The 15,238-nt window shown below is 63.6% G+C and carries 12 protein-coding genes and 1 tRNA gene; 5 read left to right on the top strand and 8 right to left on the bottom strand.

Features of this window, described 5'->3' with window-relative positions; genetic code table 11:
* Window positions 1-115 precede the first annotated feature (115 nt).
* From LOY53_RS20665 to LOY53_RS20650, 4 genes are all read left to right on the top strand, one after another.
* The gene (locus tag LOY53_RS20665; protein WP_252825571.1) at window positions 116-721 is read left to right on the top strand and encodes an outer membrane protein; all 606 of its coding nucleotides are present in this window, start codon (window positions 116-118) and stop codon (window positions 719-721) included.
* A 130-nt stretch (window positions 722-851) separates the two neighbouring features.
* Window positions 852-1,529 (top strand): response regulator, encoded by a 678-nt coding sequence (locus LOY53_RS20660; protein ID WP_099455093.1) that lies wholly within the window; start codon window positions 852-854, stop codon window positions 1,527-1,529.
* Window positions 1,526-2,872: an ATP-binding protein gene (locus LOY53_RS20655; protein WP_258703238.1), complete on the top strand. Its 1,347-nt coding sequence runs from the start codon at window positions 1,526-1,528 to the stop codon at window positions 2,870-2,872. The genes LOY53_RS20660 and LOY53_RS20655 overlap by 4 nt, the downstream gene beginning before the upstream one ends.
* A gap of 311 nt (window positions 2,873-3,183) precedes the next feature.
* A complete protein-coding gene (locus tag LOY53_RS20650) occupies window positions 3,184-4,506 on the top strand; it encodes a dicarboxylate/amino acid:cation symporter (protein ID WP_027594689.1) in 1,323 nt (440 codons plus the stop codon).
* 59 nt (window positions 4,507-4,565) lie between these two features.
* Here LOY53_RS20650 and tsaA read toward each other — a convergent pair whose 3' ends face one another.
* The 5 genes from tsaA to rimO form a co-directional block, all read right to left on the bottom strand.
* A complete protein-coding gene (gene tsaA, locus LOY53_RS20645; RefSeq protein WP_258703237.1) occupies window positions 4,566-5,261 on the bottom strand; it encodes a tRNA (N6-threonylcarbamoyladenosine(37)-N6)-methyltransferase TrmO in 696 nt (231 codons plus the stop codon).
* A 6-nt stretch (window positions 5,262-5,267) separates the two neighbouring features.
* Window positions 5,268-5,729 carry a DUF1456 family protein gene (locus LOY53_RS20640; RefSeq protein WP_252825566.1) on the bottom strand — a complete coding sequence of 154 codons (462 nt, stop codon included), beginning with the start codon at window positions 5,727-5,729 and terminating at the stop codon, window positions 5,268-5,270.
* Between the two features lie 49 nt (window positions 5,730-5,778).
* Window positions 5,779-6,489 (bottom strand): rRNA pseudouridine synthase, encoded by a 711-nt coding sequence (locus LOY53_RS20635; RefSeq protein WP_252825565.1) that lies wholly within the window; start codon window positions 6,487-6,489, stop codon window positions 5,779-5,781.
* Window positions 6,490-6,601: 112 nt separating this feature from the next.
* Window positions 6,602-7,060 (bottom strand): GNAT family N-acetyltransferase, encoded by a 459-nt coding sequence (locus LOY53_RS20630; protein ID WP_252825563.1) that lies wholly within the window; start codon window positions 7,058-7,060, stop codon window positions 6,602-6,604.
* Window positions 7,061-7,322: 262 nt separating this feature from the next.
* Window positions 7,323-8,654: a 30S ribosomal protein S12 methylthiotransferase RimO gene (gene rimO, locus LOY53_RS20625; RefSeq protein ID WP_027594684.1), complete on the bottom strand. Its 1,332-nt coding sequence runs from the start codon at window positions 8,652-8,654 to the stop codon at window positions 7,323-7,325.
* Window positions 8,655-8,890: 236 nt separating this feature from the next.
* Here rimO and LOY53_RS20620 point away from each other — a divergent pair, with 236 nt between their 5' ends.
* Window positions 8,891-10,801 (top strand): potassium transporter Kup, encoded by a 1,911-nt coding sequence (locus LOY53_RS20620; RefSeq protein ID WP_027594682.1) that lies wholly within the window; start codon window positions 8,891-8,893, stop codon window positions 10,799-10,801.
* A 149-nt stretch (window positions 10,802-10,950) separates the two neighbouring features.
* On the opposite strand, the gene LOY53_RS20615 is transcribed toward LOY53_RS20620, so the two are convergent.
* The 3 genes from LOY53_RS20615 to LOY53_RS20605 all read right to left on the bottom strand — a co-directional run bounded on the left by LOY53_RS20615 (window position 10,951) and on the right by LOY53_RS20605 (window position 15,227).
* On the bottom strand, window positions 10,951-12,243 hold the full coding sequence (locus tag LOY53_RS20615; RefSeq protein WP_258703236.1) for a virulence factor family protein: 1,293 nt from the start codon (window positions 12,241-12,243) through the stop codon (window positions 10,951-10,953).
* A complete protein-coding gene (mprF, locus tag LOY53_RS20610) occupies window positions 12,243-14,885 on the bottom strand; it encodes a bifunctional lysylphosphatidylglycerol flippase/synthetase MprF (RefSeq protein WP_258703235.1) in 2,643 nt (880 codons plus the stop codon). Before mprF ends, LOY53_RS20615 begins: the two co-directional genes overlap by 1 nt.
* A gap of 265 nt (window positions 14,886-15,150) precedes the next feature.
* A tRNA-Met gene (locus tag LOY53_RS20605) sits at window positions 15,151-15,227 on the bottom strand.
* Window positions 15,228-15,238: the final 11 nt, after the last annotated feature.

Raw genomic sequence — 15,238 nt, 5'->3', positions numbered from 1 at the left:
GTCTTGCAGACAGTTCGTTCAGCCGTGGTTCAGCCAGGGTTCAGTCACGGTTCAGGGTGCCCTCCTTACTCTAGCTTCCAGACAGAAACAGCGCATCCAACTGGAGTACGAAGCCATGAAAACCTTTAACACCTTGCTCGCCGCCATGGCCGTCTGCGCCGCAGGCATCACCACTGCCCAGGCCGCCGATGAAAACTTCGCCAGCCTGACCTACGGCCAGACCAGCGATAAAGTTCGCAAGTCTGGCCTGTTACAACGCAACACCGACAACCTGAACGCCGACGGCATCATCGGCAAGGACGACACCTGGGGCGTGCGCGTGGGTAAGATCAACGAGCAGGGTCGCTACTACATGACCTACGATAACGTCTCGGGCGACCACAGCGGCCTCAAGCTGCGCCAGGAAAACCTGCTGGGCAGCTATGACCTGTTCCTGCCGGTGGGCGACACCACCAAACTGTTCGGTGGCGGCAGCCTGGGCATGACCAAGCTGACCCAGGATTCCCCAGGTGCCAGCCGTGATACCGACTATGGCTACGCGGTGGGCCTGCAGGCAGGTGTGATCCAGGAGATCACCGACAAGGCATCGGTGGAGATGGGCTACCGTTACCTGCGCACCAATGCTGCCACCGAGGTGGGCGCCAGCGGTGGGCCGAAAGACGGCACCCTGCGCCTGACCAGCAGTGCACAAACTTACCTGTCGGCGAACTACAAGTTCTGAGGTAGTTGTTATCCTGCACTGGCCTCTTCGCAGCACAAGGCTGCTCCTACATCGGGCAACCACTGTGCCTGTAGGAGCAGCCTTGCGCTGCGAAGAGGCCGGCACAGGCCATATAAACAAGGAGCTGCACATGAAACTGCTGGTGGTCGAGGACGAAGCGCTGCTTCGCCATCACCTCTACACCCGCCTGGGCGAAAGCGGCCACGTGGTCCAGGCTGTCGCCGATGCCGAAGAGGCCCTTTACCAGGCCGAGCAGTACCACTTCGACCTGGCCGTGATCGACCTGGGGCTGCCGGGCATGAGCGGCCTGGAACTGATCGGCCGCCTGCGCAGCCAGAACAAGACCTTCCCCATTCTCATCCTCACCGCCCGTGGCAACTGGCAGGACAAGGTCGAAGGCCTGGCCGCCGGTGCGGACGATTACCTGGTCAAACCCTTCCAGTTCGAAGAACTCGAAGCGCGCCTCAACGCGCTGCTGCGCCGCTCCAGTGGGTTCACCCAGTCGACCATCGCCGCAGGCCCGCTGCTGCTCGACCTCAACCGCAAGCAGGCGACCCTGGACGATCAGCCCCTGGCCCTGACCGCCTACGAATACCGCATTCTCGAATACCTCATGCGCCACCACCAGCAGGTGGTGGCCAAGGACCGCTTGATGGAGCAACTCTACCCAGGCGATGAAGAACGTGACCCCAATGTCATCGAGGTGCTGGTCGGGCGCCTACGCCGCAAGCTGGAAGGTGAAAACGGCTTCAAACCGATCGACACGGTGCGTGGCCTGGGTTACCTGTTTACCGAGCGCTGCCGATGATCCGTTCCCTGCGGGTGCGCCTGATGTTGGCGGCCGCAGTGCTGGCGCTGCTGTTCATGCTGGCGCTGTTGCCTGCCTTGCAGAAGGCGTTCAGCCTTGCCCTGCAGGAATCCATCGAGCAACGCCTGGCCTCGGACGTGACCACGCTGATCTCCGCCGCCCGCATCGAGCACGGCCAATTGCAGATGCCGACACTGCTGCCGGACGAACGCTATAACCTGCCCTACACCGGCCTGCTCGGCTATATCTTCGACCGCGACGGCAACCTGGTGTGGCAGTCGCGGGCCACTGCAGACCAGAACATCAACTACCGCCCCCGCTATGACGGCCGTGGCAACGAATTCGCCCGCATCCATCAAGGCGATGGCGAAGAGTTCTTCGTCTATGACGTCGAGATCAAGCTGCTCGGCGGCCAGAGCGCGGCCTACAGCATCGTTGCGCTGCAACCGGTGCGCGAGTACCAGCACACCCTCGATGGCCTGCGAGAAAAGCTCTACCTGGGGTTTGGCGCAGCCCTGCTGGCGCTGCTGGTGCTGCTGTGGGCCGGCCTGACCTGGGGCCTGCGTTCGCTGCGGCGGCTGAGCCGCGAGCTGGACGAGGTCGAGGCCGGCGCGCGTGACGGCTTGAGCCGCGAGCACCCCCGGGAGCTGCTGCGCCTGACCGGTTCGTTGAACCGCCTGCTGCACAGCGAGCGCGAGCAGCGCCAGCGCTACCGTGACTCGCTGGATGACTTGGCGCACAGCCTGAAGACACCGCTGGCGGTGTTGCAAGGGGTGGGCGAGAGCCTGCGCCAGCGCAACGGTGAGCGCGAGCAGGCGCGGGTGCTGCAAAGCCAGATCGAGCGCATGAGCCAGCAGATCGACTACCAACTGCAGCGCGCCAGCCTGCGCAAGAGCGGCCTGGTGCGTCACAGCGTGCAACTCAAGCCCTTGCTCGACAGCTTGTGCAGCACTTTGGCCAAGGTCTACCGCGACAAGCAGGTCAGCGTCGCGCTGGACATACCCGAGGCCGCGCAACTGCCGATGGAGCAGGGCGCGCTGCTGGAATTGCTCGGCAACCTGCTGGAGAACGCCTACCGGTTGAGCCTGGGGCACGTACGGGTGAGCCTGGAAGAGGCGCCAGGCCAACTGACGCTGTGCATCGAAGACGATGGGCCCGGGGTGCCGGCCGATCAGCGCGAGCGCATTCTGGAGCGCGGCGAGCGGCTGGACAGCCAGCACCCGGGGCAGGGCATCGGGCTGGCGGTGGTCAAAGACATCGTCGACAGCTATGACGCCGGGTTGAGCCTGGGTGATTCGCCGCTGGGTGGCGCGGCGTTCCGGATCACCTTCACGCTGGATTGATCGGCAGACCGATTAGCCAACCCCTGTTGGGCGGATTCCCGCCATCCACCCTTGTACAAATTCCGCCACCGGGCGGAAATCCGCCAGCCTTCCTCAGCTTTCTCGCCCTGTCGTTGGGCACTTATCCCTAGCAATCTCGGCCTTTGCACCCTTCATGGGCATTTTGGCATTGCCCTTGCTATTGATCCTGGCAGAGGCCTGCCCAGGCAGCTCGAACACAACGACAAATCCCTCCATGTGCAGGAGGGTTAGCGATTCAGGTGCCCCATCACCCTGGGAAGGGTGAACCGGCACACTTGAGGAAATTAGCCATGACGACACGTCAGCCGCTGTACAAATCCCTGTATGTCCAGGTGTTGGTCGCCATCACCATCGGCATCCTGCTCGGCCACTTCTATCCCGAAACCGGCGTTGCCCTCAAACCCCTGGGTGACGGGTTCGTCAAACTGATCAAAATGGTCATCGCCCCGATCATCTTCTGCACCGTGGTCAGCGGCATCGCTGGCATGCAGAGCATGAAGTCGGTAGGCAAGACCGGCGGCTACGCGCTCCTGTACTTTGAAATCGTCTCCACCATCGCCCTGATCATCGGCCTCGTCGTCGTCAACGTGGTCAAGCCAGGCGCTGGCATGCACATCGACGTCACCACCCTGAACGCCAGCAGCGTGGCCGCTTATGCCGCCGCCGGCGCGCAGCAGACCACCGTTGGCTTCCTGCTCAACATCATCCCCAACACCGTGGTCGGTGCCTTCGCCAATGGCGATATCCTGCAAGTGCTGATGTTCTCGGTGATCTTCGGCTTCGCCCTGCACCGCCTGGGCAGCTACGGTAAGCCGGTGCTCGACCTGATCGACCGCTTCGCCCATGTCATGTTCAACATCATCAACATGATCATGAAGTTGGCCCCGGTCGGCGCCTTCGGTGCCATGGCCTTCACCATCGGCCAGTACGGCGTGGGTTCGCTGGTGCAGCTGGGCTACCTGATGGCCTGCTTCTACGTGACCTGCCTGCTGTTCGTCCTGGTGGTCCTCGGCGGTATCTGCCGCGCCCACGGCTTCAGCGTCCTCAAGCTGATCCGCTACATCCGCGAAGAGCTGATGATCGTGCTGGGCACGTCTTCTTCTGAGTCCGCGCTGCCACGTATGCTGGCGAAGATGGAGCGCCTGGGTGCGAAGAAATCGGTGGTTGGCCTGGTCATCCCGACGGGCTACTCGTTCAACCTGGACGGCACCTCGATCTACCTGACCATGGCCGCCGTGTTCATCGCCCAGGCGACTGACACCACCATGGACATCACCCACCAGATCACCCTGCTGCTGGTACTGTTGGTGGCGTCCAAAGGCGCTGCTGGCGTGACTGGTTCGGGCTTCATCGTCTTGGCCGCCACCCTGTCGGCGGTTGGCCACCTGCCGGTTGCCGGCCTGGCGCTGATCCTGGGCATCGACCGCTTCATGTCCGAAGCCCGTGCTCTGACCAACCTGGTCGGTAACGCCGTTGCCACCGTGGTCGTGGCCAAGTGGGTCAATGAAATGGACAACGACAAGCTGGCTTCGGAGCTGGCATCTGGCGGCGCACCGCTGGAAGACACCCGTCCGACCGACGACCTGGGCGTGGCTGAAGGCCCGGCTCGCTGATCGCGGTTAGGCAATGAAAAAAGGCGACCTTCGGGTCGCCTTTTTTGTACACGCTCGGATCAATGATCCAGCACCACTTCCAGCACGCGGATCAGCGCCGGCTGCGGATAATGCCAGCGCACCTGCACATCCCAGAATTTGACCCCATACACCCGCTCCGCTGGTGGCACCTGATACGCCGGCCGCGGATCTTGCCCGAGGCACTGCTCGATCAGCTCCACCAGTGGCTCGCCCAGGCGCAGGGCATGCGCGTGGGCCTGGGGCAGGGCATCGTCGTGCCATTGCACGGCGATGGCGGCGGGCGCTTCGCTGGCCATCTGGTTACTGGCACCGGCAATGCTGTCGGCATACGGTACGTAAGGCTTGATATCCAGCACCGGGGTGCCATCGAGCAGGTCGATCCCAGACAGCAGCAGGCGCCCAGGCTCCACGCCTTCCAGGCGTACCACCGACTGGCCAATACCATTGGGCCTGTGGGTGGCACGGGTGGCGAACACGCCCATGCTCTTGTTGCCGCCCAGGCGCGGTGGGCGCACTTTCAGGCGTGGCTTGTCTTCCAGGGCCTGGTGGAACAGAAACAACAGCCAGACATGGCTGACCTGCTCCAGGCCCGCCACGGCATCACCCTGGTCGAACGGCGGCAGCAGCTCCAGCACGCCACGCGCCGCAGGTGCCAGGTGGGGCTGGCGCGGGATGGCGAACTTTTCCTTGAAGCAGGAGCGGACGATGCCGACCGGTGAAACCGTATGCTGCATGGCCACTTAGCCGCGCACGCGCAGGGTCAGGCCCTTGAGGAAGTTGCGCAGCAACTGGTCGCCGCAGGGCCGGTAGTTGTCATGGCCGACCTTGCGGAACAGCGCGCTGAGTTCGGGTTTGGAGACCGGGAAGTTGACCGACTTGAGTATCGTGTGCAGGTCTTCTTCCTTGAGCTCGAACGCTACGCGCAGCTTTTTCAGAATCGTGTTGTTGGTCACCGGCAGCTCGACCGGCTGTTGCGGGCGGCTGTCGTCCTTGCCGCGGCGATGAATCACCAGGCCATCCAGAAAGTGCGCCATGACCGGGTCGGGGCAGCGCACGAAGCCGGGCTCTTCCTCTTTCTTGAGGTAGCTGGCCAGGGTCTCGGCGCTGACCTCCAGGCCCGACAGCTTGATGATGCCGACCATTTTGGCATCGTTGATCTTGAGCATGTAGCGCAGGCTGCGCAGTACATCGTTGTGGTTCATTTGACTGAAATCCTGTTCTGAGCCGTGCCATCCGGCGCGGCGGTATTGCTTAGAAACGTTCGCTGGCCGCCATGTAGCGCCACTGTCCCAGTGGCAGCTTGCCCATGGACACACCGCCCAGGCGAATGCGGCGCATGCTGATTATCTGCAGGCGCAGGCTGGCGCACAGTTCAGAAATCTGCCCCGGCTGCGGGTTTTTCAAGGCCAGGCGCAGGTGAGTTTCGTTCTGCCAGCTGGCTTTGGCCTTGGGCAGCTCCCGGTCATTGCGCATCACGCCACGGGCCAGGCGCTCCAGCGCCTGCGGGGTGGCTTCGCCGCTGACTTCGATGATGTATTCCTGCTCCAGGCGACGCAGGTCGGCGTCGATCTTGCGCGCTACGCGCCAATCCTGGGTGAAAATCTGCAGGCCGCTGGCGCCACGCTCGAGTGGCGCAATGCAGGACAGCTTGGTGAAGTGCCCATGCAGCGGCCGAACACCTTCACGGTGCGCCTCGCTGAGGGTGTCCATGGTCATGCTGATACGGGCCGACTCGGTGTCCAGGCCGGCAGGCTGGTTGAGCAAGAGGGTCACGGGCTCGAGGTTCTCGGCGCGCGCACCGGGCAGCAGCTCGACCTGTTGACCGTCGACCTTGAACTGCGGCTGCTCGACCACCACGCCATCGACCGTGACCCAGCCGCCTTCGATGTACAGCTCGGCTTCGCGGCGGGAACAGCCGAATTGCTCGATAAGGCGTTTGGACAGGCGGACGGGCTCAGACATGACGGCGATTCGCAAAGGCAGGGAAAGGCCGCCATTGTACCTGCCTGGGCGGTCGAGGGGCTGGGAATCTGTGTCATTTACGCCGTTTTGGCGAGACAACACGGCAGAAGCGTCAGGCCCCTGCGCGGATCAGTCGCAGGTGCAGCAAGGGGTAGGGCTGCCCCAGCCCATCGGTCTGTGAACGGCCAACTACCTCAAAACCTTCGTGCAGGTAGAACCCCAGCGCCTGCGGGTTCTGCTCATTGACATCCAGGCGTTCGGCATTCAGTTCATCGATGGCGTAATGCAGCAGCCGTTTACCAATGCCCTGGCCGCGGTATGAGGGCGCGACGAACAGCATGTCCACCCGCCCATTGGCCACGCCGGCGAAGCCCTGGATGCGTTGCTGTGAGTCCTTGCAGCAAATCAGCATCACCGCATCGAGGTAGCGGTGCAGCACATGTTCGCGCAGCAGCAGGATATAGGCATCAGGCAGGAAATCGTGGGTCGCGCGTACGGAGTCTTCCCAAACCTGGGTAAGCTCGGGGTAGTCGCGCAGATGGGGGGTGTGCAGCGTCGAAACCTGGCGCATCCGTGTAATCCTCCTGGGGACTGAGGAGAACGATAGATGCAAATGCAAAGGTCGGCGTCAGATCAGCCTAACCATTGCACTGTAGGCGCAGCCTTGTGCTGCGAAGAGGGCAGTGGCAACGCCGTAAATCTTCGCTGCTAGCGCCGGCCTCTTCGCAGCACAAGGCTGCTCCTACCGGGAGTGCGCATGACCGGAGGGTGTGGGCGGATGTGGTAACACAAGGGGCGCCATGCGCCCCCGGTATTTCAGCGCTTTGCGTTGATCAGACAGGCTCTGCCCACATGTCGTACTCGTCGGCATCCACAACCCGGCAACGCACTTTGTCGCCGGGTTTGAAGCCGTGGTCGCCATCGATGAACACGCTGCCGTCGATCTCAGGTGCATCGAAGAAGCTGCGGCCTACCGAACCTTGCTCCTCGACTTCGTCGATCAGCACTTCGATCTCTTTGCCGATGCGCAGCTGCAGGCGCGCGCTGCTGATGGCTTGCTGATGCGCCATGAAGCGGTCCCAGCGGTCCTGCTTGACGTCATCCGGCACTTCGTCCAGGCCCAGGTCGTTGGCCGGGGCGCCTTCGACAGGCGAATACTGGAAGCAGCCGACGCGGTCGAGCTGGGCTTCGGTCAGCCAGTCGAGCAGGTACTGGAAGTCTTCTTCGGTTTCGCCAGGGAAGCCGACGATGAAGGTCGAACGGATCACCAGCTCAGGGCACTGCTCGCGCCAGTTCTTGATGCGCGCCAGGGTACGGTCTTCGAAGGCCGGGCGCTTCATCGACTTGAGCACTTTCGGGCTGGCGTGCTGGAACGGGATGTCCAGGTACGGCAGGATCTTGCCGGCGGCCATCAGTGGGATCACGTCGTCGACGTTCGGGTACGGGTACACATAATGCAGGCGGACCCAGGCGCCCAGGCTGCTCAGCGCTTCGCACAGCTCGAGCATGCGGGTCTTGACCGGGCGGCCATTCCAGAAGTCGGTCTTGTACTTGACGTCGACGCCGTAGGCGCTGGTGTCCTGGGAAATCACCAGGATCTCCTTGACGCCTGCCTTGACCAGGCGCTCGGCCTCGCTCAACACTTCACCCACCGGGCGGCTGACCAGTTTGCCGCGCATCGACGGGATGATGCAGAAGCTGCAGCTGTGGTTGCAGCCTTCGGAAATCTTCAGGTAGGCGTAGTGACGCGGGGTCAGCTTGACGCCTTGAGGCGGCACCAGGTCGATCAGCGGGTTGTGGTCCTGGCGTGGCGGTACCACTTCGTGCACGGCGTTGACCACTTGTTCGTACTGCTGCGGGCCGGTAACCGACAACACACTCGGGTGCACATCACGGATGCTGCCTTCCTCGACACCCATGCAACCGGTGACGATGACCTTGCCGTTTTCCTTGATCGCTTCGCCGATCACTTCCAGCGACTCAGCCTTGGCGCTGTCGATGAAGCCGCAGGTGTTGACCACCACCACGTCGGCGTCCTCGTAGGTGGGCACGACTTCATAACCTTCCATGCGCAGCTGGGTCAGAATGCGCTCGGAATCGACCAGGGCTTTTGGGCAACCCAGGCTTACGAAACCTACCTTAGGAGTGGCGGGAGTGGTGGACATGACTAACCTCGGTATTGAATACAGGTCGCCCGACCGGAAACGGGGGCGATCTTGACGGGCGCTTTTTGGCGCCTCTGATCAAAAAGTGCGCAATTCTAGCGAGCGCAAGGTCGCTTGACTAGCAGAAATACGACGAACGCTGCGCTATGCTTCGCGCCGTTGCGTCCGGGTATCTGCCATGCCCTGGCGTGGGGGTGAATTCTATCGGCCGAGAGGGCCGTCTGCGGGAGTGGTCGATGGTTCAGGCAAGCAGTCATGCCGAAGGCGGGCACGAGGGGAAGCAGGGTGCGACGCGGTCGCTGGGCCTGCTCGTGGCGGCGGTCGGGGTGGTCTATGGCGATATCGGCACCAGCCCGCTGTATACGCTCAAAGAAGTCTTTACCGGTGGCTATGGCGTGCCGGTCAACCATGACGGTGTGCTGGGGATCCTGTCGCTGATCCTCTGGTCGCTGCTGTGGGTGGTGTCGTTCAAATACGTGATGTTCATCCTGCGTGCCGACAACCAGGGCGAGGGCGGCACCATGGCGCTTACCGCGCTGGCGCGGCGGGCCACGGCGGCCCATCCGCGGCTGCGTACGCTGATGGTCATCTGCGGGCTGATTGGCGCTTCGCTGTTCTATGGCGACAGCATGATCACCCCGGCGGTGTCGGTCCTGTCGGCGGTCGAGGGCATGGGCCTGGCTTTTGACGGCATCGATCACTGGGTGGTGCCCATCTCGCTGGTGGTGCTGGTGGCGCTGTTCCTGGTGCAAAAGCATGGCACCGACAAGATCGGCAAGCTGTTTGGCCCGATCATGGTGGCCTGGTTCGTGGTGCTGGGGGCCTTGGGGGTGCATGGCATCTCGCAAAGCCCTGAAGTGCTCAGGGCATTCAACCCCGGTTGGGCGGTGAACTTTTTCATTGTTCACCCCGGCATGGGCGTGGCCATTCTTGGTGCCGTGGTGCTGGCGCTGACCGGTGCCGAGGCGCTGTACGCCGACATGGGCCACTTCGGCCGCAAGCCGATTGCCCGCGCCTGGTTCGCCCTGGTGCTGCCGGCGCTGGTGCTCAACTACTTTGGCCAGGGTGCAATACTGCTGCAGAACCCGGAGGCGGCGCGCAACCCCTTCTACCTGCTGGCACCGTCCTGGGCGTTGCTGCCGCTGGTGGGGTTGGCGACCATGGCCACGGTGATCGCCTCGCAAGCCGTGATTTCCGGGGCCTTCTCCCTGACGCGACAAGCGATCCAGCTGGGCTACATACCGCGCATGCAGATCCAGCACACGTCCAGCGATGAACAGGGGCAGATCTACATCGGTGCGGTGAACTGGACGTTGATGGTCGGTGTGGTGTTGCTGGTCATCGGTTTCGAATCGTCCGGCGCCCTGGCTGCGGCGTACGGTGTGGCGGTCACCGGCACCATGCTGATGACCACCATTCTGGTGTCGTCGGTGATGCTGCTGTTGTGGAAGTGGCCGCCGGTGCTGGCAGTGCCGATTCTGCTGGGCTTTTTGTTCGTGGACGGGCTGTTCTTCGCCGCCAACGTGCCGAAGATCGTGCAGGGCGGGGCCTTCCCGGTGTTGGCGGGCGGCGTGTTGTTCCTGTTGATGAGCACCTGGAAGCGCGGCAAGCAGATTCTTGTCGAGCGCATCGATGAAGGCGCGCTACCGCTGCCGGTGTTCATCAGCAGCATCCGCATCCAGCCGCCGCACCGGGTTGAAGGGACGGCGGTGTTCCTGACGGCGCGCCCCGACGCCGTGCCCCATGCGCTGCTGCACAACATGTTGCACAACCAGGTGCTGCACAGCCAGGTGGTGCTGCTGACGGTGGTCAGCGAGGACCAGCCACGGGTACCGGAGCAGGAGCGTTTCGAGGTGGAGGCCTATGGCGATGGGTTCTTCCGCGTGCTGTTGCACTTTGGCTTCATGGACGAGCCGGACGTGCCAGCGGCGTTGAAGCTGTGCCACCTGGAAGACCTGGATTTCAGCCCGATGCGCACGACGTACTTCCTCAGCCGCGAAACCGTCATTGCGTCGCGGCTGGAGGGCATGTCGCGCTGGCGCGGGAACCTGTTTGCGTTTCTGCTGAAGAACGCCAACGGCAATCTGCGCTTCTTCAATCTACCGTTGAACCGGGTGATCGAGCTGGGGACCCAGGTCGAGATTTGAGCCAGGTCGGGCTGCTGGAATTGCGCAGCCTGTTCTGGCCTCATCGCCGGCAAGCCGGCTCCCACAGGAAGTGTGCAGCGCTTGAGGGCGCTGTTGAACCTGTGGGAGCCGGCTTGCCGGCGATTGGGCCGCATAGCGGCCCCTTTCTATCAGTTCTGCTCCGCCACGCTCGACTTGCCCTGGCGCGTCTCGATCTCGCCGATCAGGCGCTTCGCCAGCGCAGGGTAGTTCTCATCGAAGTGGTGCCCCCCTGGCAGCTTCAGTCGCTCACCGACGGCCGTCTTGTCGGTGCAGCCGCTTTCGTCGGTCTCTTCCACGCCGTAGACGCATACCACTTTGGACGCTGGCAGCCTGGCCATTTCCGGCCCGGTTGGCGCCTCCTGGCCCTCTTTACCCAGCCAGCCCTCGACCTCGATCTCGAAGCTGCCGCTGCGGGCGAAGGCCAGCAGCATCACTGCGTCGATGCGTTGCTGGTCTTCGGCCGGCAGGCGGTTGTAGATGGCGGGCAGCACGTCGGCGCCAAACGAATAGCCGGTCAATACAAAGCGCTTGGTACCCCATTTCTGACGATAGTGCTGCATCAGTTCCGACAGGTCGGCGGCGCTCTGTTCCGGAGTTTTGTGTTGCCAGTAATAGCGCAGGGTGTCGATACCGACCACCGGGTAGCCCAGCTTGGCCATTTCCCCGGCCACGTCCCGGTCCAAGTCGCGCCAGCCACCATCCCCGGACAGGAACAGGGTGACGGTGTCGGTGGTTTGCCCAGCCGGCACCTCGACCACCGGGATGGCCAGGGCATTGCCGTCATGCCCGACCAGGGCTTGGGTCAGTTGCGATTTGAGTACCTGGGGCAAGTGGATGTCGTAATCGCTGATGCTGGTTTCGGCGTTGGCCTGATCGCGCACGAAGGCGGCGCTGGCGTCATCCGGGTTGTCGTTCCAGGCGACGTTCCAGTGGCCGTGGGCGGCCGACTTGGGCAGCGTGGCCTGGCAGCCGGGTTGCTCCAGGGTGAAGTCGACGGAAATGGCCCGCGCCTTGTCGTCAGTCTGTGCGGCCAGCCAGCGCCAGGCTTGTGCCGCACCCGGGCCGATGCCGGCTACCAGGGTCGGTTTCTCGGCGAGCTGGGTCAGTGCCAGGTCCAGCGCCTGCTGCTGCTTGCTGCAGTCGTTCGGCGGCAGGATCACCTGCACCAGCTGGGCTTCCCCGGCCTGGCTCAGGTCCAGCAACTGCTTGTCGGTCAGGGCCTGGTCCTGGGGGACGCCGATGGCAACCCGGGCTTTGGCGTGCACGCCGGGGGTGACACGGGTGATGTGGGTGTCATTCAGGGTCAATTGCTCAAGGCGCGCCTCGGGAGCAGGGCGCGTCCATAGCCAGAAGGCCGCGGCCCCGCCAAGGGCGGCCAGCAGCAGCGCAATCACCAGGTACAGCCAATAGCGTCGGATCATCAGCGTTTCACCAATCCAGTCAGGCCGCCAGCAATCAGGGCGGCAGTGTCGGCCAGTGCCACCAGCGGGTCGAGCCCTGCTGGCACAGCCATGTAACGGGGTTCCCAGTCCGGTTGGAACTTGTCCTTGAAGCGTCGAAGCCCCTGGAAGTTGTAGAGCTGTTCGCCACGGCGGAACACCATTGAGCCCAGGCGCTGGGTCAACGGCGCGCCACGCCTTGGCTGCAACCCGGAAAGCGGGACCATGCCCAGGCTGAAACGGCCGTAGTCATGGCTTTTGTAGTGCAGGATCAGGCCGATCATCATGAATTCCATGGTCAGCTTGGGCGCTTCTGGGTGGGCGCGCATCAGGTCGAGGCTGGCCAGCTCGTTGCTGTGGGTTTCCAGCAGGTTGGCAAACGCCACAGGCCGGCCCTGGAAGCGAATCAGGGCAATCCGGAAATGCTGCAGGTACTCGGGGCTGAAGCGCCCGAGCGAGAAGCCTTTCTCGCGCACGTTCTTGCCGCTGAGCCAGGCATCGGAGATTTCCTTGAGCTCTGCCAGTGGGGCGTGACCGGGCTCATGGATCTCCAGGCTGAGGCCGTCACGGCCGCCACGGTTCCAGGTGTAGCGCAGGTCTTTCATTTCCTTGCCCTTGGCGTCGAGGTCGAAGCGGCGCAGGTCGACCCGGGCTTCCTCGCCCAGCTTGAGGGCGGTCAGGCCAATGTCCATATAGAAGGGCAGGTTCTCTGCGCGCACTTGGTAGAACACCGGCCGGGCGTGGTGCAGGTCGCACAGGTCACGGAACTGCCAGATCATCTCGGCGCGCTCCTGGGCGGGGCCGATCGGGTCATACAGGGCTACCAGGCTGCGACCGCGACGGGCATACATCAGGAAGGCGTTGTCGCGTGGGTGGAACAGCAAGGCCTTGTCCCCCGTTAGCGCCAGGCCGCCATCGGGCTGGTCGGACGCCAGCAGAATGCGGTTGGCGCGTTGCAGTTCTTCGTCATCGGGCAGGTGGATGACCGGCGGTGCGGTACGCAGCAGCCAGGTCAAGGCCACGGCCACCAGCAGCACGGCGCTGCCCATGGCCGCCCGCAGGCCACGCGGGGCATCGGCATCCAGGGTGAACTGCCACCACAGCTGGTGGCTGTAAGGCACATCCTGGTAGGCAAACAGCAGCAACCACACCGAAGCCCCGACCACGCAGGCGCTTGCCACCAGGAACACCGGCGAGAAAGGCAGCTCTAGCAAGCGGCTGGGGCGGTAGAAGGAGCGGCGGAACAGGGCAAGCAGGGCGGCGGTGAACGTGAGCAGGCACGCCTCTTCCCAGTCAAAGCCCTTGAGCAGCGACAGCAAGGCACCGACCAGTAGCAATGTGGTGGTCAGCAGCCAGGCCGCAGACAGGCGCCGGCGCAGCCCTTGGGCCAGCAGCAGGCAGAGCACGCCGATCAGGCTGGCGCCGAAGTGCGATGCATCGATCAGGCGATGGGGTACCAGAAAACCCATGTGCTCCAGGCGCGTGTCGATCTCCGGCGTGGCACCAGAGAACAGCAGCACGACGCCTGACAGGAACACCAGGATCGACAGCACCGGGGCGGCCAGCCCTGAAGCCACCTTGATCGCCTGTTGCGCGAACAGCAGGCGCCGTGCCTCGTTGGCCAACAACAGCACGCAGGCCAGCAGCAGCGGCAATACCACGTAGATCAGGCGATACAGCAGCAGGGCTGCTGCCAGTGGCGCGGCGCCCAACTGGTCGGCAAAGGCTGCCAGCAAGATCGCCTCGAACACCCCGACACCGCCGGGTACATGGCTGAGCACGCCGGCGGCCAAGGCCAGCAGGTACACCAGGATGAACGCGCCAAAGGGTGGTGCTTCGGGCAGCAGCAGGAACAACACGGTGGCTGCCGCGGCCACGTCCAGGGCAGTGATCAGCAATTGCAGCGCGGCCAAGCGGGCACCCGGCAGGCGCAGCGTGCGGCGGCCCAGTTGCACCAACAGGTTATCGGCCACGGGTTGTTCGGCCAGGCGCCTGCGGTAGAGCCCGATCACCAACACTGCAAACAGCACCAGTACAGCAGCAGCGATACCCGCCAACAGGCCCGGCGAAAGGCCCAGCGCCGTGGAGGCGGCGGGCAGGTCGCTCAAGGTCGCCAAGGCAGCCAGGGGCGGCAACGCACACCCCAGCGACAGGCTGGCAAAAACGGTCATCCGCGCAACTTCGGCAGCCCCAAGGCCCTGGCGCGCATACAGGCGGTAGCGTACCGAACCACCCGACAGCATCGACAGGCCGATGGCGTTACCGATGGCGAAGGCGCTGAAGCCGCCCAGGACCAGGCTGCTCGCGGGCAGTTTCACGCCGGCGTAGCGGCTGGCCGACCATTCGTACCCCAGCAGGATCACGAACCCGACGACTGTCGCCAGCAACGCACCGAGCAACGACTGCGTCGGCACACTGAGCATGGCATCGTGCAGCGCATAGATGTCCAGCTCGCTCAGCAGGTGGCGGCAGGCAACCAGCGCCATGGCGAACAGCACCAGCGTCACCGCCAGGCCAATGGGCTGACGATAGCGGCTCAAGCGCTCGATCATGGGCAGGCGCTGCGCAGCAGTCGGTAGCGCCGATGCGAGGGGCACCGGAGGTTCAGGGTTGTGGGAAGTCATCGATTGGTACCCCGAGCCGGCAGCGCGAGGTAGGGGAGAGGTGCGGCCAAGTGAAAGTCCCTTAGGAAAACGTATCCTATAGTACTCCGTGCACAGGCGCTTTCAGCGTTCTGGCCGGGTTAAAGATAGTTCATCCTGAGAGGGGCATCTCAAGCCTGAGGGGCAGGCGAGTGGCAGCTTCGTGCCGTGGCGGTGGAAAGCGTGGGGCCATAAAACAACAAACCCCGCGCTGCTGTTACACAGGCGGGGTTTGTTCTGACGAATATGGTTGCGGGAGCCGGATTTGAACCGACGACCTTCGGGTTATGAGCCCGACGAGCTACCAGACTGCTCCATCCCGCGTCAGAGGTGCG

The sequence above is a fragment of the Pseudomonas sp. B21-031 genome, assembly GCF_024748985.1.
In the GTDB taxonomy this organism is placed as follows: Bacteria; Pseudomonadota; Gammaproteobacteria; order Pseudomonadales; family Pseudomonadaceae; genus Aquipseudomonas; species Aquipseudomonas kermanshahensis.
Note: the sequence above shows the minus strand (reverse complement) of the source record. Positions and strands in the feature narration are given on the sequence as shown.